The sequence below is a fragment of the Caulobacter sp. UC70_42 genome, assembly GCF_044056025.1.
GTDB lineage: Bacteria > Pseudomonadota > Alphaproteobacteria > Caulobacterales > Caulobacteraceae > Caulobacter.
The window spans coordinates 4,696,882-4,713,454 of record NZ_CP171994.1 but is presented as its reverse complement, the minus strand read 5'-3'; the positions used below and the strand labels follow the sequence as shown (position 1 = coordinate 4,713,454).

Sequence of the window (16,573 nt, the reverse complement as noted above, 5' to 3'; positions counted from 1 at the left end):
CAGGAGCCGACCCATGAGACTCTCCCACGCCGACCCGCGCAAGCTGGTCATCTCACCGCTCAACATGCACCATGACGAGCCCGCGCCCGACGTCTCCGACATCATCGGATCGGTGCGCCAGCACGGCGTCCTGGAAACCCTCCTCGTGCGCGAGACCTTCCAGGACGGCGTCTTGGTCCCCGAGCATTTCGAGGTGGTGGCCGGGCGGCGGCGCTGCTTCGCCGCCCAGGCCGTGGCGGGCGAGGGGATCGACATCGATCCCGTCCCCATCGGCATCCTGGAGGCGGGCGACGACGCCGCCGCCCTGGAAATCTCGCTGATCGAGAACATGGCCCGCCTGCCGCCCAACGAGGTGGCCTGCTGGGAAACCTTCGTGAAGTTGATCCGCGAAGGCCGCACGCCCCAGGACTTGGCCGCCACCTTCGGCAAGACCGAGGTGGTCATTCACCGGGTTCTGGCCCTGGGCAACCTCTTGCCGCGCATCCGCAAGCTCTATCGCAAGGAGGCCATCGACGTGGCCACGGTCCGCCAACTGACCCTGGCCAGCAAGAGCCAGCAGAAGGACTGGCTCAAGCTCTACGACGATCCGGGCCAGCGCGAACCGCGCGGCGCCAGCCTCAAGGCGTGGCTGTTCGGCGGCGAGGCGATCCCGACCAGCTTGGCGCTCTTCGCCCTGGACGACTATCCCGGCGCGATCATCGCCGACCTGTTCGGCGAGGAGGCCTACTTCACCGACGCGGCGCTGTTCTGGACTCACCAGAACCAGGCCGTGGCCGCCAAGGCCGAGGCCTTGCGGGCCGAAGGCTGGAGCGACGTCGAGGTGCTGGAGGTCGGCCAGATGTTCCATGGCTACCAACACGTCGCCACTTCCAAAGCCAAAGGCGGCAAGGCCTTCATCGCCGTCAGCCGCCGGGGCGAGGTCACGGTGCATGAAGGCTGGCTGACGGCCAAGGAGGCCCGCCGGGCCGAGGCCGCCGAGCGGGCCGCCACGCGCGGCGACGGCAAGGAGGGTTCCGCCGCCAGCGGCGAGGCGCCCAAGGCCGAGCGCTCGGAGGTCACCGCCAACCAGCAGGCCTATATCGACCTGCACCGGCGGGCCGCCGTGCGCGCGGTGCTCACCGACCATCTGGACGTCGCCTTGAGGCTGCTGGTCGCCCACGCCGTGGCCGGGTCCCGCTACTGGCGCGTGGAGACCGATCCGTTGGGCGCCGGGTCTCAGATGGCCGCCGACAGTCTCAAGACCGGCCCCGGCGAGACGATCTTCGCGGCCAAGCAGTCGCAAGTCCTTCGGCTTCTGGGTCTGACGGCGGCTGGCGACGTGGTCGGTCGGGGGCACGCGGGCGGCGCGGCGGCGGTGTTCGCCCGGCTTCTGTCGCTCACCGACGCCGAGGTCCTGGCCGTCGCGGCGGTGGTCATTGGCGAGACCCTGGCGGCCGGGAGCGCCGAGGTCGAGGCGGCGGGGACCTATCTCCAGGTCGACATGGGCGACTTCTGGAGGCCCGACGAGTCCTTCTTTGACGGCATCAAGGACCGCGAGACCGTCAACGCCATGCTGAGGGAGGTGGGCGGCAAGAAGGTCGCCGACGGCAATGTGAGCGAGAAGGTCCGCACCCAGAAGGGCATCTTGCGCGACTTCCTGGCCGGGACCAATGACCGGCCCAAGGTCGAGCGCTGGACGCCCCGCTGGCTGACCTTCCCCGCCCAGGCCTATACCCGCAGGCCCTTCGCCACGGCCCAGAGGTCCAAGGCCGTGGCCCCGCTATTGCGCCGCGTGCGCCCGCCCCAGGACGAGGCGGGCGCTCCGGGAGACCGTCGCGCCCGAGGCGGTCGCGCGCCAGACCCGCGCGGCGGCTCCGGGGGACGCCGAGGCCTTCGCCGCCGAGTAGCCCGGCGGCTTGTCGAACCCGCCTTCAGGCCCCCGCGCTCGCGCGGGGGCTTTTCTTTTGGGCCTTTGGCGGGACGAGACGGGGCGGGGCGCGGGCCTGTGCGCGGCGTGAACCCAGGCCTGGCCTTGCCCTTTCCTTGCCGCGCCAAAGCCCCCGCGCCTCGCGGCGCCGGGGACGGAGAGCCCCCGTCCTCGGGGTTCCAGACCAGGGCGAAGACGTCGTCGTCGTCCTGAGCGGCGGCCTAGCCCAGCATGACCGTGACGGCGCCAGGGCCAAGGTCGGGGTGGGCCAGGAGCCAGCCGACAAGGTCTCGACCCGAGATCTGGCCGACGTTGAGCCAACCGCCCCCAGGTCCATGCCGTTCGAATAGACGCGGCGGCCGGGATGGGCGGGCGAGGCGCTTGTCCGGGGCCGGCGGGGTCTCGACGCCCGCGCGCAAGCGGGTGGTGCGCAGCCGACCCTTGAAGACACCGGTTGGACGCCGCGCGCGACGTCGCCCAGAGGCCATGACGGCGTCCTTGCCCGTCATCCGTCGTTTGTCGATCCCCGGACTATGGCTTGATCCCTATGGGCGGCCGCCCCGCCCACAAACCCTCGCGTCCGGCTTTTTTCCCCGCCGCCTTCGAAGAAGGACGCCTCCTCGCGGCGCTGCGCTTCAAAAAAGACCGTGCGCTCGGGTCCTTCGCTGGCGCTGCGGCCCTGCCGGGTTGGGGGCGGCGCGGCTCGCCCATCACGGGGCGCCTGTCGCCGGGGATCGGCCCCGACGGATCACAGGACAAGGAACACCATCATGGCTTCTCTGGGCAACGTCACTCGCGGCGCCGAAACCGGCGCCTTCAAGGGCGAGCTGCGCACCACCCGCTTCCGCGCCGACATCGAGATCGTGCCGGCGCCGGACAAGCCCTCGGCCGCCCATCCCGACTACCGCGTCTATTCGAACGGCGTGGACCTGGGGGCCGGTTGGCTCAACGTCGGCCAGATCTCGGGCCGCGAATATATCGGCCTGACCCTGGCCCACCCCGACCTTGGCCCGCGCGCCATCAAGGTGACGCTGGGCCGGGCCGCCGGCCAGGACGACGACGACGTCTTCGCCCTGATCTGGAACCCCGAGGACTAAGGGTTCGCCGCCCCCGCGCCGCAAGGCGCGGGGGCTTTGGCGCGTCGGGGAAAGGGCAAGGCCAGGCCCCAAACCGGAGGCCGACCGGATCGATCAGGCCGCGTGGCCGGCGGCGGGCGCGGCCGGCTCGGCGAGCGCCTCGCTCTCCTCAAGCAAGGCGTAGCGGATCGGCGGCCAGGTCGCGCCCGGCTCGACCTCGCCGGGCGTCTGCTGCGATCCGGCCAGGTGGACCAGCAATTCATTCATCCCGTTGGAAACCGCGTGCGCCCAGGCGGCGTGGCCGCAGCCGGCCTGGCGGCTGATGTCCTGGGCCAGGTCCAGGCAGAAGATCGTGCGCCCGCCGTCAGGATCGCGGCGGGCGAAGGCGAACAGGCCGCCGCCGCGCACGAAGCGGCCATCATGGTGGTAGAGGCTCATGAACTGGACGCCGCCGATCACCACGCTGTCGTCCGTCGTCATGCCGCGTCTCCCAAGGCGCCTGAGGAATAAGAACAAAAATAGAACGAACTTGCGCCGCGAGTCGAATCCGTTCGGCGCCGAGCCTAGGGCAGGGCGCCGATTCTTCCCCACAGGGTCTCTCTGATCGATCGTGTTTCCCTGTGGATTGAGGGCCTCAACGCCTTGATCCACAACGGTTTGGCGCGATCCGGACAGACGCCCCCACCGCCCGCCAGGCGTCGTTGAAAAGGTCCGCGCAGGCCAGACCGGCCAAGCGTCTCGTCCCCCCGGGCGCGGCCGGTCGCGGCGGCCCGGCCCGACGGTCTCCCCCCGCCGTCGCCCGGGCCGCCGTTCCTGGCGCTTCCCCCTGGCACGGCGGGCCGGAGCATCATCATGTCGGTCATTGGTCATTTCCGCCGCGAGGGCGACGGGTTCACCGGGCGCATCGCGACCCTGGCGCTGGACGTCACCCTGCGGCTGGCGCCGGCGACGCGGGTCTCCGCCAAGGGGCCAGATTACATCGCCCTGGTCGGAGAGAACGAGGTTGGGGCCGCCTGGAGGGCCAGCGACGCCAGCGGCGCGCTTTTGAACGTCAAGCTGGACGATCCCACCTGGCCTGAGCCGGCCAATGTCCGGCTGATGGCCGCCGAGAACGGCGTCCTGCCGATGACCTGGATCCGCAAGAGCGAGAACCCCGACAAGCCGGCGACACCTCCACCGCCGGAATAGAGCCCAAGGATGCGGTCGCGCGCCGGATCGGCTAGCGACCGCGCGCCTTGCCGTCATCGTCATCGGGCGCATCGTCGCCGGGATCGTCCGGCGCCTCGTATGTCTCGTTGATGGCGCGCTCGATATAGTCTTCCGCCGAGGCGTCCTGTCGCGCGAAGAGCTTGAGCACCTCGTCGCGAATGAACCGGAAGCCCGTCACCAACAGGCCCGCCGGCACCCGCGACAGGCGCGGCCCGACCTCGGTGAAGAGGTCGCGCATCACGATGAAGAACGCGGTCGCCATCTTGTTGTCGATCAGCAGCAAGGCCAGGTCCGGCCAGTTGAAATAGATGGCCAGCAGGATGGCGACCGCGTCCGACCGGGTGGCCTTGGCGAACAGGCGGACCTTGTTGAAATCGAACGCGCGGCGGCCCGCTTCGAAGTCCTGGTAGGTCCGCAGCGACACGCCCATGCCGACGGCGACCTGCGCTCCGGTCATGTTCCGCTCCTTGCGGATGGCCTTGACGATCTGGGACAGCAGTCTCGCCTGACGCGCCAAAGGCGCTTTGGGGGAGGCGGCCATGATACGCTCCGGACCGAGAACAACTACAGGTACAGTAACCTCGCAAACGGTAGCGCTCGCAACCGTTTTGCGCGCATCGCTTGATCTGCGGTCGGACAGATTGCACCTGCAAGTCTTGCGATCGAAAAGCCCGCGCCAGCTTTGCGGCGTGATGTGCAACGATCCGGGAAATCGTGCGCAACGATCAGGGAGCTGCGTCCCGAAGTGTTGCCGGTCGATTCGACTATCCACAGGGATTGACGCACGCCGACGGTCCGATCCTCTCCAGACATCGACGCGGCGCACGGCAGGCCGAAGACTCTCGGCTTTGCCGGAGAGACCGCATGGGCCGAGATCGTGATCCGTTTGACCGCGCCTTGGAGGCGCTGCGCCAGCGCGTTTCCCAGAGCATTCTCCCGCAAGGGGCGGCGCTGCCGGTCAACGCCCTGGCCGCCGAGCTTGGCGTCAGTTCGACCCCGGTGCGCGAGGCCCTGGCTCGGTTGGCCGGGGAAGGCCTCGTGATCAGGACCTCGTCCGGCTATGCGACGCTCACCTGGGATCGGGGCGATCTTGCCGCGCTCTACGGTCTGGCCGGTCTGCTCGCGGAAGCGGTGCTCTCAACCCTCGTCCTTGAGCCTGACCAGCCGCCGCCGACCTTGGACGAGGCTTTGCGGGGCGGTGGAAGCGTTACGCGCGAGGAATACGCGCGCGTCGAGGCGCAACTGGCGCCGTTTGGCGCAGCCGAGCGAGAGGTCCTGGGCCAGGACGATCGCATGGCGCTGGAGCGGGCGATCGCCGAGCGCCAACCGGCTCGAACCCTGGGGGCCATGGCGCGCCGATACTACCGCCGGCGCGCTCGGCGGGCAGGGGACATCCTACGCCGCGCCCTCGGCGTCGGCTGATCAAATATAGATTTGAATATACGACCTGCGGGGCGCGCAATTGGGTTGCCGCAACTTGCGGCTGTCACCAGCCTAAGGAGGTCTTCATGACCCGCTCCACCATCCGGCTGATCCGCTTCGGCTCGGCCAAGACCCTGACCCTCGCCGGCAACGGGGAGCAATATCCCGAAGCCCAGGACGTCAGCATCCGCTACGACCTGTAGGGCGTCCCGGCCGGCGCCCCTCGGGGCGCCGGCCCTCCTCCTCTCATCCTTCAACCTTCAGCGCGCCACGCCTCGTCGCTCGCGTCGCGGCGTCGCGCCCGCACGGGACCTTTCAACATGCCTCGTCTCCTCCGCATTGGCTCGGCCAAGACGCTCACACTGGGTTCGGACATGGGCGACACGCCCGAGCCGCAGGATGTCACCCAGCGCTACTTCGCCGGCTGATCGAGCAAGGCCAGCGACGCCCGATCGTCGCTGGCTCCTCGGAGTTCCAGCGCGATGAAGCACTTTCTTCCCGATCACGTGCATGCCGTGGCGATCGACGCCGACGTCGTCTTTCTCGACACGGTCGCCGACGTCTATTTCTGCCTGGCGGGGGCGGGCGAGCTGCTGGCCGTCCGCGCCGACGGCGTGGTGATGGCGGACGAGCCCAAGGCTGCTGCGCCCCTGGTCGAGGCCGGCCTGTTGTCGACCGTCGGCGGCGCGCGGGCGCGAGCCGTTCCGCCGCCTGCGATGCGCAGCCTGTCGATCAGCGCAAGCGGGGCGACGCCGGGACGAGCGATCAAGGCGCTGAGCGCCAACGCGCGCGCCGCGCGCGCCGTCGCCGACCTGACCTTCGCCGAGATCCTGGCCATGGCCGCCCACGTCCCAGCCGACCCGGCCAGCGCCGATCGGCCGGCGCGCGCCACGCGGCTGGAGGCGGACGCGGCGCGGTTCGCGCGGCTCGCGCCCTGGCTGCCCCATAGCGGGGTTTGCCTGATGCGCAGCCTGCAGCTGCTGCTCTATTTGCGCGCCCTGGGCCACGCGCCCGCCTGGGTGTTTGGGGTGCGCACCTGGCCCTTCAAGGCCCATTGCTGGCTTCAGTCGGGCGATGTCGTGCTGGACGACCATCTCGAACACGTCCGGGCCTTCGTCCCGATCATGGCGATCTAGATGCGCGACTTCCTGGTCATCGCGACCCTTGGCGATACGGACGACCAAGATCGGCTGGCGATGCGCGATCGCCTGGTGGCGAGCGGAGACTGGCGGGCGGTGGCCGAGCGCCATCGCCTGTGCGTCCTGTTGGAGAGCGCCGAGCCCCCGGCCTATCGCCATCTTCCCGTCGTGGCCGGGGCCCTGATCGGCGACGTGTACGACGCGCGCGCGGCGCGCGATGGCGTGGGCGCGGACTTTCGCGCACAATCCCTGGCCGGGCTTTCACCCCGCCAGGCCGCTGGCCATCTGGTGTCGGCGGGGTTTGGCCGCTACCTGGCCGTCTTCACCGAGGGGCCGCGCGTCCAGGTCCTGCGTGATCCCATGGGAACCCAGGAGGCCCTGGCTTGGACGCGTGACGGTCTTGGCTTTGTCGGCTCACGCCTACCGCGCGATCGGACGCTCTGGCCCACGGACTTGGCCATTGACTGGTCGGCGATCGCCAAGATCCTTCGCCACAAGATCCTGGCCCACCATCTGTCGCCGCTGGTGGGTGTCTCGTCCATCGAGCCGGGCGTGTTGCTCGACCCCTGGCGCGCGGATGCGGATGGCGTCTTGCGCGGCGAGAAGCTCTGGGCGCCGGCCTGGTTCGCAGCCCAGGCAGGGCGCGGCAAGCCGCGCCGTCGCTGGCGAGATCCGGCCACCCTGGCCCAGGTTATCGACGGCGTCACGGCCGCCTACGCCCAGGGCCGCCAGCAGATCCTCTGCGAGATCTCCGGCGGACTGGACTCGGCGATCGTCGCCGCCAGTCTCAAGCGCTCCGGGGCAGGCGTCGTCTATGCCCTCAATCATAGCTGGCCTCAGGTCGAGGCCGACGAGCGGGTCTTCGCCCAGGCTGCAGCGGACACCCTGGGGGCGCCGCTGACCATCGTCGACCGTGACCTGCTGATCCTGGACGCCGCCAAGCTCGCGCGCGCGGCGGGCGGTCCGCGTCCCAACTTCCTGGCCGGCGATCCGGACCATGACGCCGACCTCGCCGTCCGACTGGCCGCCGCCGCCACGCCGGGGCAGGCCGCCGCGCTGTTCACGGGACGCGGCGGGGACGCGGTCTTCTACCAAATGCCCGCCCCGGAACTGGCGCTCGATCTCATCGGCGCGAGACCCAGCGCCTCGCCGCGCCTGAAGGGTTTGGCCAGCCTCGCCGCCCGGCGCGGGACCACCGTGTGGCGCTTGATCAAGGAGGCCCGCGAGCGACAGAGGCGGGGCCTCCTCTCGCCGCCGGCCTCGCCCCTCTTGGCGCCGGGCGTGGCCGACATGCCGGTTGTGTGGCACCCGTGGCTCGACGACTTGCAAGACGTCAGTCCGGCCAAGCGCATCCAGCTTCGCGCCATCGTCAACTCGCTCACCGCCTTTGGCGAGAGCGAGCGCCATCGGGTCGCCGACATCCTCGATCCCCTGATGGCCCAACCCGTCGTCGAAACCTGCCTGCTGACGCCCGCCACGCTCCTGGCCGTCGGGGACACCGATCGGCCGTTCGCGCGGCGGGCGTTCGAAGGGCGGCTGCCGGCATCGATCCAGCAGCGGCGGGGCAAGGGCGACCTGTCGGTGTTCTTCTCGCGCAGCCTGGCCGCCAGCGCCCCGTTCCTGAAGGCCTATCTGGGAGACGGCCGCCTTGCCCAGCGAGGTCTGCTGAACCGCGAGGTGATCGACGCCACGCTCGACGCCGACCACCTGATCTGGCGCGACGCCACGCCCGACCTCTTCGTCGCCATGGCGCTCGAAGCCTGGGTGCGGCGATGGGAGGACATCCTGTCCGACGCCCAGGCCGAGGTGCTGGCCGCCGTCTAGGGCGCCAGGCCCGGGCCGATCGTATCGCGCAGGAACGACGACACCCGCGCGTGCATGTCCCGGATGTTGCCGGGAGAAAGCTGCACGTGCGTCTCGCCGCGATAGATCGCCAGGACCGCGTCCTTGTTCTGGCGAAAGAGCGCCGCGAACAACGCCTCTGGTTGGCCGACGTCATTGTCGAGGTCGCCATAGATCATTAGGACCGGCGCGACGATGCGGTCGGCGTGGAGCAGGGGGCTGTTGCGCAGGTAGCGTTCGGGATCGGACCACGGCGGACCGCCCATTCGGGTCTGCCCCGTCTCCAGCCACGACACCGCCCCGCCGATCGTCGGCCCAAAATCGGGCGCTGCGTAGATCGCCGGAGGCTGGCGGCCATAGGCGCTGATCAGGTCCGTCGTCGCCGACGCGGAAATGATCGCCTTGAAGCGCGGGCTCTGGGTTGCCGCCACCACGACCGCGTAACCGCCGTAGCTGTGCCCATAGAGGGCCAACCGATCGACGTCGATCGGCGCCGCGCCGGCCGCCGCGTCCACGGCCGCCAGGATCTGGTCGGCCAGGCCATCGACCGGGTCCTTCGCCTGGCGATAGGGCAGGGCCGGGACCAGCACCGCATAGCCCTGGCCCGCTAGGATTTGGGCGTTGGGGGTGAAAGTCGAGGCGGGCGGCGTTTGCCCGGCCGGCGGGGCGTCGAGCGGCTGACCCGGATAGGGCAGCACGACGAGCGGGGCCTTGTGCTGCGTGCTCGCGCCGGGGGGCATGTAGAGCCAGCTGGTGAGGGTTTCACCGTCGATCCCCTTGTATGTGACGGGCTGGGCGACCGCGAAATCGATCGCGGCCAGGCTAGCATTGGCGGTGAGAACCGCCTGCCGCCCGCCGTCGCGGGCCTCCATCTCGACGGCCTCGACCCCATGGTCGTCGCGCGCCACCGTAACCCGCAGGCCGCGCCGTGGAGCCAGGGCGACGAGAGTCTCTCCGGGGCGGAGCGGCGCCGAACCGCTCGCCCGCCAAGGTCGTAAGGCTCGCACCGCCGCCATCGACCAGCACGGCGGCCTGGAGCCGCGGCGTGGCATAGGGGCTGCGATCGCCTGCATCTGTGGCCCGGATGATGCGCGGCTGAGCGGTCTTGGGGAGCCGCCGCGCGCTGTGCGCGCCGACCCGCCAGAGCCGGCCGTCCGCCTGCATCAGCAGCGTGCGCCCGTCTGCCGCCAGCAGTTGGGCAGAGCCTGGAAGGTCCTTGGTTACGTTGACCGGGCCGGTCTTTGTGATGCGCCACCAGTCGTCCCGCTGGCCCGAGACCAGCCGGACCACGGGGGCATCCCCCAACCAGGTCCCGCGCGCCAAGGCGCCCTTGAACCGCGTGCCGTCCATGGCGGGCGTGAGGCCGGGCGGCGCGAGCGCCTCGGCGCGGCCATCGGGGGCGACCTGATAGTATCGCCCCTCCCGCCAGGGCGTGTTGGCCGTGCGGGCGAAGACCAGGAGGTGATCGCCGGACGGCGCCCAGGACAGCAGGCGCGTAATGACATCGCCGTCGGGCAAGGGGGCGTGTTTGGCGCCCGTCTCAAGATCGACGACGACCAGGCGCCTGCGGCGAACGCTCTCGTCCGCCCGCGCCAGTTCCTGGCGGGGCGCCAGGTCCTCGCCCTCGGCCAAGGCCGCCACGCTCGCGCCCTGAGGCGAAACCTCCAGGTCGATCACGGTCTCATCGGCGAGGACCGTCCGCCGCCCGCTCTCCAGGTCGATGCTGAGCAACGCGCCGACCGGTCCCTTGGCGCGCAGCCCCAGCCAACGGCCGCTGCCGAAGGCGGAGACCGCCGCGCCCCCTTTGGCGGCGGTCTCCCACATCGGCGGGAGCCGCGATTGCGCAAGCCAGCCGTAGCCGAAGAAGCTGTCGAGGGCTTCAGGTCGCCGCGTGGCGACGATCAGCCGCCGATCGTCTCGCCAGGCCAGGGTGCGGCCGACCATGGGAAGGCGTGGTGTGACCCCAAGCCAGGTGACCTGCCCGGACTTGAGCGTCACCACGCCCACATCGACCTCATGACCGGCGATCCTGTAAACCGCCAGCTTCTCGCCATTCGGCGACAGGCTGGCGGGGACATAGCCCGCCGTCGCGTCGCCGAAGTCGAGGGATCGCTCCGCGCCCTTGTTGGCGAGGTCGAAGACATGCACGCGGCTAAGGCCGAGGATGGTGTCGGCGTCCATATCGTAGCGCCGGGCGCTGTCCCATCGCGCGAACTTTTGCACGATGAGCCAACGCTGCTGGCTGTCGATCTGCACCGAGCCGAAGCGCTCTTGGGCGAGCAAGTCCGACACGGTGAAAGGGCGAGCGGCCGAGGGAAGGGGGACGGACAGCACGCAGCCGACCGCCAGCGCCGCGAAGCGTCGCATGGGGAACTCCAATTTTCGAAAGGGAAGGAGAGGCCTGGGCTACCAGGCCTTGGTCAGCTGGAGCGACACCGTGCGGCCGATCGGATCGGCGTTGGTCGGGTCGTAGCCGATGGCCAGCGGGTTGTCGTAGAAGGGCGGATCGGCGTCGAACACGTTCTGCACAGACAGGGACCAGTTGATCCCGGCCCGGCCGAGCACCCCGGTCTTGGGCGACAGCCGCACCTGCAAGTCCGCCGTCGTCCACGGCTTGATCTGACGCCCCGTTTCGACCGCGTGGGTGTCGCCCAGATAGTTCAGGCCTGCGGTGACGCCCAGGACACCGTGGGTCCAGTTGGCCGAGGCGCGGACCCGAAGATCCGCCGGATAGCCGGCCATGCCCGCAAGCTCGACCACCGTTGAGGTCGGCGTCACCCTGCGCTTGTAGTGCATCAACCAGGAGAGCGACCCGTCGAACGACAGCGGGTCGCCCAGCAGGGTCGTCGCGTACGAGCCCTGGAAATCCAGGCCGCGCACCATCAGGCTGCCGGTGTTGACCGGGCGCGCCTCGATGATCGCCCGGTAGGTCGAGATGTCGTAGAATGTGGTCTGGACGCCGTGGGGGTCGTTGACCAGGGCGGTGACCCGCGCCAGGTCAGCCGCATTGGCCGCCGGGTTCACGAAGCTGACGAACGGCGTCAGTTCCGTCGAGGTCAGGGCGTTGACGATGTTGTCGAGCGCGGGCGAGGCGATCCGGTTCTTGAACCGCGTCTCATACAAGGTGCCCGACAGCTTGAGACCGGGAACCTGATGCGGGGTGAAGTCGAGCGTGGTGGCCCAAGACCTGGCGGTCTCCGGCTTCAGGTCAGGATTTCCGCCACTATAGAACAGCACCGGGACGTTGCCGCCATTGTAGGGGATGAGGGTCGGCGAGATGTTGTAGGGGGCGGCCAGTTCGGGCAGCGAGGGTCCGCGAAACGATGTTCCCCAGCTGAGTTTGACGTTGAGGTCCTTCGTTGGTCCCCAGATGACTCCAACCTTCGGGTTGGCCGTGGAGCCGGCGTCGTCGTAGTGCTCGAAGCGACCGGCGAGCGACAGCTCAAGGCGTTGCAGGCCGGGCCGGGCGTTGACGGCGCTGACGAACGGGGCGTTGAGCTCGGCGTAGGCGCTGGTGACGGTGCGGTGATAAATCCGCGACGCCCGCGCCGTGGGCGCATAGCCGCTGGTCCAGGTCCAGCCGCCGGTCCGCAGACCCTCGCGCCGGGCCTGGCCGCCGAGCGCCAGCCGCAACGGGCCGCCGGGCAAGTCAAGAAGCGGCCCGTCCAGCGCCAGGTTGACCGAGTTGGTTTCCCCGCGCTGCTTGGTCACGTCGCGACCCGAGAGGATGAAGTCGAGCACCGCCTTGGGGTTCGACCCGGTCCCGCGAAAGGGATTGAAATAGCCGTCCCGCGCCGCGCTGAAGCTGGTCAGCGGACTGTCGGCCGCCAATGCCGCCGCCTCGTTGAGGAAGGTCGTGTTCAGCAGGTTGCTCTGCGGCGCGAAGGACAGCTCCTGGGCATAGGCCCCGTAGACGTTGCCGGCCCAGCCGTCGGGAAGACGGACATCAGCCCCGAGGCTGAGGGCCAGGCTCTCGGTGTGGCCGTCGATCACCAGGCCGCCGGCCTCGTTCATGAACGAATAGGCGATCCGCTCGGACGCCAGGCCGGTGGGCGAAACGTAGTACGGATTGGCCTTGGTGACGGTCAGGTTGGTGAGGGGCGCGGAACTGACGCTCGTATAGTCGCGTCGTCCGATCCGCGCGTCGGCCGACAAGGTGACGGCGTCACCGAGGTCCTGACTGATCGCGGCAATGAGGCTGTGGCGCGACTGTTTGGGCAGAACCCAGAAGCTGGCGCGCTGGTTTTCGAAGTTCATCGAGCCGGCGACAAAGTCGCTGGGCTTCAAGCCGACCCCATCCTGCCCAGCCAGAATGGCGTAGGCGGGCACGTAACTCCCCGCCGCATTGAGCCGTAGGATGTTGCCCGGCTGGCTATAGGTGTTGCGACGGCGGTCGGTCCCGCCGAGCGGGCGAAGGTCGGCGTAGCCGACATAGGGCCTATCCAGGGCGGTCAGCTCGCTGTGATGGTAGTACTCGTAAGCCGCCATGACGTGGCCGGTCGACCAGCGTTTGCCCAGCGCCTGTCCGAACTGGTAGCGGCTGTAGCCGCCCTCGGTGGCGACACCGCCCGACGCGCGAAACTCGCCGCCGTCCAGATCCTTGCGCAGGCGCACATTGACCACGCCGCCGACAGCATCCGAGCCATAGAGGGCCGAGGCGCCGTCCAGCAGGATCTCGACGCGCTCCAGCGCGATCATCGGGATCGCCGACACGTCGGCGAAATCCCCGCGAGACCCAGCGCCGGCCATGCGCCGGCCATCGACCAGAACCAGGGTGGCGTTCGCGCCCAGGCCCCGAAGATTGACCCCGGTTCCCCGGCCCGCGTTGGCGCCGATGGTGTCGGCTCCCGTCGAGCTGCTGTCTTCGCTATAGGTCCCGCCAAAGGCCTGGGGCAGGTCGGTCAGGGCGTCGGCGACGCTGGCGTAACCCGCGCGGTCGATTTCGTCGCGGCTCATCAGAACGACGGGCGAGGCGCTGTCCTTGACGCCGCGAATGTGAGAGCCGACGACCACTTCCTCGACCAGGGTCGCTTCGTTCTGACCGCCGTCCGCGATGGTCAGCGCCGACGACGTCGTCTCCTGGCCGCCATCGTCGGCGCCAAGACCGACGCGAAGCGGGCGCAACACCAGCACGCCGGGCCGAACCTGTTGCACGGAGATCCGGCTGCCTGAAACCAGCCGCTCAGCCGCTTCCCGCGCGGTGAACCGGCCCTGCAGGGCTGGAGCGTTCAGACCAGCGACGAGCTCGGTCTCGAACAGGATCTTGACGTCGGCCTGGGTCGCCAACGCCACGAGCGACTTTTGAACCGGCCCGGCGGGTAAGGCTACAGAGACCACCGGATCGGCGGCCAGGGCGCTGGACGGCGCGGCCGCCGCCACCAGAACGGCCACGCAGGCGCCGCTAAACAAACTCACGAAGGCAGGCTTCATCTCTCAAATTCCCCCCGCCATCGGCGGGCGCGCTCGAGATGATGCGCCGTGGCCCCGTCGATGGATCGCGGGTGAGACGACCGAGATGACGTCGCAGGACAGCGTCCTCGTGAAAAATTTATGACGTCAGCCGGATGTGGGTCCTTGAGGTTGCAATTCCAGATCGCCGTTCGACTTCTGGACGCTCTTTAGATCGAAAATCGACGAGACCGCGGCGATGAAGTCTCCATGGTCGCCGGCCGGGAAGACGCCGGTGACCAGCCGGTCGGCCGGGACGCCCGGCGCCAGGATGATCTTGTCGCGGCTGTAGCGGTTCAGTTCGGCGACCGCCTCCGACAGGGGTACGCCCTGGAAGGTGAGGTTCCCCGTCGTCCAACTTGTGGCGGAGGGGGTGTCGACAGCGGTCGGCGCCACCGCTTCGGTGGCCGCGCGCGGCAAGGCCAAGGATTGGCCAGCCTTCAGCCGCCAGGGTGCTGGCCGCACGGCGGGGTCGGAGACCTCGACACTGCCTTGCACGAGCACGACCCGGACATCCTGGCCGATCTTCCTGACATCGAAACGTGTGCCCAAGGCGCGCACCTGGGTGTCGCCGGCCGAGACGATGAAGGGCCGCTGAGCGTTGTGCGCGACCTGGAAGAGGGCTTGACCGCGCAGGAGTTCGATGCGGCGCTGGCCGGCCGAATAACGAACGCGCACGGCGCTGTCGGTGTTTAGCTGGACGCGTGACCCGTCTTCGAGCGTGGCGCTGAACGTCTCGCCCACGCGCGTCGAGTAGGTCGGCATGCGTAGGGCCAAAACGCCGAGCGTCGCGACCAGGCAAGCAGCCGCCAGTCCGCCAACCAGCCACCGTGGACGTCGCGCCAGGGGAGAATAGCGTTTGCGGCGTGTGGCGCCGCGCTGAAGCGCCTCGGCCGCGGCCTGGCGCATGTCGGGGTCGTCCCGCATCGTCGCCATGGCGCGCTTGATGTCTTCCAGCCGTTCGTACTCGGCGCGATTTTCGGGATCCGCCCGCCAAGTTGAGAACGCTTCCAGCTCCTCGGTCTCGTGCGGAGGCGTGTCCAAGCGGTCCAGCCAGTCCGCCGCTTCGCGCGTCGTGCGCGCGGAACTCTTACGGTCTTTGATCATGACGAGCGCCGCCCTAGTCCCGCATGGCCGCCGCCACCCGAAGTGTGGCTCGGCGCATCCGTTCCTTTACAGTGCGCTCGGTGAGTCCCAGCTGCAACGCGCTCTCCCGATGCGTCAGGCCGTTGATGTGGCTCAACACGAAAACATCGCGCAACTCTGGCGGTAGGGCCAGCACGATCTGCTTGAGGATCAACTGATACTCTTGCGGCGCGACCGTGGACGAGAAGGTCAGGGCGCTGCTGTAGGCGATGTGATCGGACTCGCGCTTCTGCCGGCGAAACTGGTCGGTCGCCAGATTGTTGGCGACGTTGAGCAGGAAGGCTTTCGGGTGGCGGACCTTGCCCTCGGCCTCGTGAGCGGCGGTGCGCAGATAGGCCTCGTGGGCCAGGTCGTCAGCCATGTCGCCATAGCGCTTGCGAAGCGTGCGGCGGAACCACGTGTCATAGCGCCGGAACAGCGCATCGACGGCCACCGCGAGAGTGGCGCGCGCGGGCGCAGGGGGGAAGAAGCCATCCATTGGACGATCCACTAGAGATTGCCCCACAGAATCTCTCATCTAATTTAACATTGAAAGGCAAAACTGCTTCGTTGATAACATTCAGAGATATGTGCGCTGGAGTGACCTTCGCTCACCATTGCCTCGTAGTTTTCGACGGGGTGCGGTTGGGGCGTATGGCCACGTTACAAGAGCAGGTTGGCGCGTTAGTTCGCCACCATCGTGTGCGCTCCGGCTTATCGCAGCAGGAGGTGGCCGACCGTATCGGTCGGACCAACGTTCAACTGAGCCGCATCGAGAACGGTAAGTCTGCGCCCGAGTTTGAAAGTCTGTCGCTTCTGGCAGATGCGCTCGGCGTTGAAGTGCGGGATTTGTTCGAGCTTGGCGATTTCGCGGCCCGTGAAGGGCGGGAAGATCCGCTCGTAGATATCATCAGTTTGCTTTCGCCGTTGACAGACGGCGAGCTTCAAAATGTTCGCGATCTGATCGCCATCGCCTTGAAGATGCGGAAATAGCGCCACGCATTTCTGCGCAACAATTCGGGCGTCCTCAGGTTCTTCGTCGCCGGACTGCTCCAAAATCGTTGCGCCAAGGTCCTTGCTCGCTCGCACATTGAGCGTCAGCGAGATGGCAAACTCCACCTTTTTGATGCGCCGTCAAAACCCCTCTGCCGCCAATGTGGCATGGCCACACCGAAAGCCACGTCGGGCTCGGATTGGCCGTCGGGCGGTGGTCGCGACGGTGGTTGGCGCGCGCTTCTTTCTCTGACCGTGCCCAGCATGTGCTGGGAGTTCTTGCGCCGAAATCAGACGTATCAAGAGCATTTCAGGACCCTAAGACACGGCGCGGCGACTTCTGGATCGTCGCTGGGGCCTCGCCGCGCCAGCCGACCCCGGACTTCCCTCTGAAGAGGCGCGTGTCGTTTGGC

The 16,573-nt window shown here is 68.6% G+C and carries 16 protein-coding genes; 8 read left to right on the top strand and 8 right to left on the bottom strand.

The features are described 5' to 3' along the window. The first annotated feature begins 13 nt into the window (after positions 1–13). Positions 14–2,119 carry a ParB/RepB/Spo0J family partition protein gene (locus tag ACHMW8_RS23715; RefSeq protein WP_395443966.1) on the top strand — a complete coding sequence of 702 codons (2,106 nt, stop codon included), beginning with the start codon at positions 14–16 and terminating at the stop codon, positions 2,117–2,119. A gap of 8 nt (positions 2,120–2,127) precedes the next feature. Here the strand turns inward: ACHMW8_RS23715 and ACHMW8_RS23710 are convergent, their stop codons facing one another. After that, positions 2,128–2,415 carry a hypothetical protein gene (locus ACHMW8_RS23710; protein ID WP_395443965.1) on the bottom strand — a complete coding sequence of 96 codons (288 nt, stop codon included), beginning with the start codon at positions 2,413–2,415 and terminating at the stop codon, positions 2,128–2,130. 261 nt (positions 2,416–2,676) lie between these two features. Between ACHMW8_RS23710 and ACHMW8_RS23705 the strand changes: the two genes are divergently transcribed. Next, the gene (locus ACHMW8_RS23705; protein ID WP_096054013.1) at positions 2,677–3,003 is read left to right on the top strand and encodes a DUF736 family protein; all 327 of its coding nucleotides are present in this window, start codon (positions 2,677–2,679) and stop codon (positions 3,001–3,003) included. 93 nt (positions 3,004–3,096) lie between these two features. Here ACHMW8_RS23705 and ACHMW8_RS23700 read toward each other — a convergent pair whose 3' ends face one another. After that, positions 3,097–3,462, bottom strand: a complete 366-nt coding sequence (locus ACHMW8_RS23700) for a hypothetical protein (RefSeq protein ID WP_395443964.1) — start codon at positions 3,460–3,462, stop codon at positions 3,097–3,099. A gap of 372 nt (positions 3,463–3,834) precedes the next feature. On the opposite strand from ACHMW8_RS23700, the gene ACHMW8_RS23695 reads away from it, so the two are divergent. After that, complete coding sequence (locus ACHMW8_RS23695; RefSeq protein ID WP_395443963.1) at positions 3,835–4,170, top strand: DUF736 domain-containing protein; 336 nt, start codon at positions 3,835–3,837, stop codon at positions 4,168–4,170. A gap of 31 nt (positions 4,171–4,201) precedes the next feature. On the opposite strand, the gene ACHMW8_RS23690 is transcribed toward ACHMW8_RS23695, so the two are convergent. Further along, complete coding sequence (locus ACHMW8_RS23690) at positions 4,202–4,732, bottom strand: helix-turn-helix domain-containing protein (RefSeq protein ID WP_395443962.1); 531 nt, start codon at positions 4,730–4,732, stop codon at positions 4,202–4,204. Between the two features lie 323 nt (positions 4,733–5,055). Between ACHMW8_RS23690 and ACHMW8_RS23685 the strand changes: the two genes are divergently transcribed. The 3 genes from ACHMW8_RS23685 to ACHMW8_RS23675 all read left to right on the top strand — a co-directional run bounded on the left by ACHMW8_RS23685 (position 5,056) and on the right by ACHMW8_RS23675 (position 8,576). Further along, the gene (locus tag ACHMW8_RS23685) at positions 5,056–5,613 is read left to right on the top strand and encodes a GntR family transcriptional regulator (protein ID WP_395443961.1); all 558 of its coding nucleotides are present in this window, start codon (positions 5,056–5,058) and stop codon (positions 5,611–5,613) included. Positions 5,614–6,095: 482 nt separating this feature from the next. Continuing rightward, complete coding sequence (locus ACHMW8_RS23680) at positions 6,096–6,749, top strand: lasso peptide biosynthesis B2 protein (RefSeq protein WP_395443960.1); 654 nt, start codon at positions 6,096–6,098, stop codon at positions 6,747–6,749. Then, positions 6,750–8,576, top strand: coding sequence for an asparagine synthase-related protein (locus ACHMW8_RS23675; RefSeq protein ID WP_395443959.1), 1,827 nt, complete (start codon positions 6,750–6,752; stop codon positions 8,574–8,576). Here ACHMW8_RS23675 and ACHMW8_RS23670 read toward each other — a convergent pair. The 5 genes from ACHMW8_RS23670 to ACHMW8_RS23650 all read right to left on the bottom strand — a co-directional run bounded on the left by ACHMW8_RS23670 (position 8,573) and on the right by ACHMW8_RS23650 (position 15,666). Next, complete coding sequence (locus ACHMW8_RS23670; RefSeq protein WP_395443958.1) at positions 8,573–9,466, bottom strand: alpha/beta hydrolase family protein; 894 nt, start codon at positions 9,464–9,466, stop codon at positions 8,573–8,575. The two genes, ACHMW8_RS23675 and ACHMW8_RS23670, sit on opposite strands and share 4 nt — an antisense overlap. Then, positions 9,417–10,961: a hypothetical protein gene (locus ACHMW8_RS23665; protein ID WP_395443957.1), complete on the bottom strand. Its 1,545-nt coding sequence runs from the start codon at positions 10,959–10,961 to the stop codon at positions 9,417–9,419. Before ACHMW8_RS23665 ends, ACHMW8_RS23670 begins: the two co-directional genes overlap by 50 nt. Before the next feature lie 39 nt (positions 10,962–11,000). Further along, entirely contained in the window at positions 11,001–14,009 is a 3,009-nt protein-coding gene (locus ACHMW8_RS23660) for a TonB-dependent receptor (RefSeq protein WP_395443956.1), read from the bottom strand. Positions 14,010–14,150: 141 nt separating this feature from the next. Then, positions 14,151–15,149, bottom strand: coding sequence for a FecR family protein (locus tag ACHMW8_RS23655; RefSeq protein WP_395443955.1), 999 nt, complete (start codon positions 15,147–15,149; stop codon positions 14,151–14,153). A 13-nt stretch (positions 15,150–15,162) separates the two neighbouring features. Continuing rightward, complete coding sequence (locus tag ACHMW8_RS23650; protein WP_395443954.1) at positions 15,163–15,666, bottom strand: RNA polymerase sigma factor; 504 nt, start codon at positions 15,664–15,666, stop codon at positions 15,163–15,165. Positions 15,667–15,755: 89 nt separating this feature from the next. On the opposite strand from ACHMW8_RS23650, the gene ACHMW8_RS23645 reads away from it, so the two are divergent. Then, positions 15,756–16,160: a helix-turn-helix domain-containing protein gene (locus ACHMW8_RS23645; protein WP_395446043.1), complete on the top strand. Its 405-nt coding sequence runs from the start codon at positions 15,756–15,758 to the stop codon at positions 16,158–16,160. A 168-nt stretch (positions 16,161–16,328) separates the two neighbouring features. Continuing rightward, a complete protein-coding gene (locus ACHMW8_RS23640; protein ID WP_395443953.1) occupies positions 16,329–16,553 on the top strand; it encodes a transcriptional regulator domain-containing protein in 225 nt (74 codons plus the stop codon). Positions 16,554–16,573 lie beyond the last annotated feature (20 nt).

Bases quoted from the DNA above. Each gene is read 5' to 3' on its own strand.
- ACHMW8_RS23715 (WP_395443966.1), top strand. From the start codon at position 14: ATGAGACTCTCCCACGCCGACCCGCGCAAGCTGGTCATCTCACCGCTC.
- ACHMW8_RS23710 (WP_395443965.1), bottom strand. From the start codon at position 2,415: ATGACGGGCAAGGACGCCGTCATGGCCTCTGGGCGACGTCGCGCGCGG.
- ACHMW8_RS23705 (WP_096054013.1), top strand. From the start codon at position 2,677: ATGGCTTCTCTGGGCAACGTCACTCGCGGCGCCGAAACCGGCGCCTTC.
- ACHMW8_RS23700 (WP_395443964.1), bottom strand. From the start codon at position 3,462: ATGACGACGGACGACAGCGTGGTGATCGGCGGCGTCCAGTTCATGAGC.
- ACHMW8_RS23695 (WP_395443963.1), top strand. From the start codon at position 3,835: ATGTCGGTCATTGGTCATTTCCGCCGCGAGGGCGACGGGTTCACCGGG.
- ACHMW8_RS23690 (WP_395443962.1), bottom strand. From the start codon at position 4,732: ATGGCCGCCTCCCCCAAAGCGCCTTTGGCGCGTCAGGCGAGACTGCTG.
- ACHMW8_RS23685 (WP_395443961.1), top strand. From the start codon at position 5,056: ATGGGCCGAGATCGTGATCCGTTTGACCGCGCCTTGGAGGCGCTGCGC.
- ACHMW8_RS23680 (WP_395443960.1), top strand. From the start codon at position 6,096: ATGAAGCACTTTCTTCCCGATCACGTGCATGCCGTGGCGATCGACGCC.
- ACHMW8_RS23675 (WP_395443959.1), top strand. From the start codon at position 6,750: ATGCGCGACTTCCTGGTCATCGCGACCCTTGGCGATACGGACGACCAA.
- ACHMW8_RS23670 (WP_395443958.1), bottom strand. From the start codon at position 9,466: ATGGAGGCCCGCGACGGCGGGCGGCAGGCGGTTCTCACCGCCAATGCT.
- ACHMW8_RS23665 (WP_395443957.1), bottom strand. From the start codon at position 10,961: ATGCGACGCTTCGCGGCGCTGGCGGTCGGCTGCGTGCTGTCCGTCCCC.
- ACHMW8_RS23655 (WP_395443955.1), bottom strand. From the start codon at position 15,149: ATGATCAAAGACCGTAAGAGTTCCGCGCGCACGACGCGCGAAGCGGCG.
- ACHMW8_RS23650 (WP_395443954.1), bottom strand. From the start codon at position 15,666: ATGGATGGCTTCTTCCCCCCTGCGCCCGCGCGCGCCACTCTCGCGGTG.
- ACHMW8_RS23645 (WP_395446043.1), top strand. From the start codon at position 15,756: ATGTGCGCTGGAGTGACCTTCGCTCACCATTGCCTCGTAGTTTTCGAC.
- ACHMW8_RS23640 (WP_395443953.1), top strand. From the start codon at position 16,329: ATGGCCACACCGAAAGCCACGTCGGGCTCGGATTGGCCGTCGGGCGGT.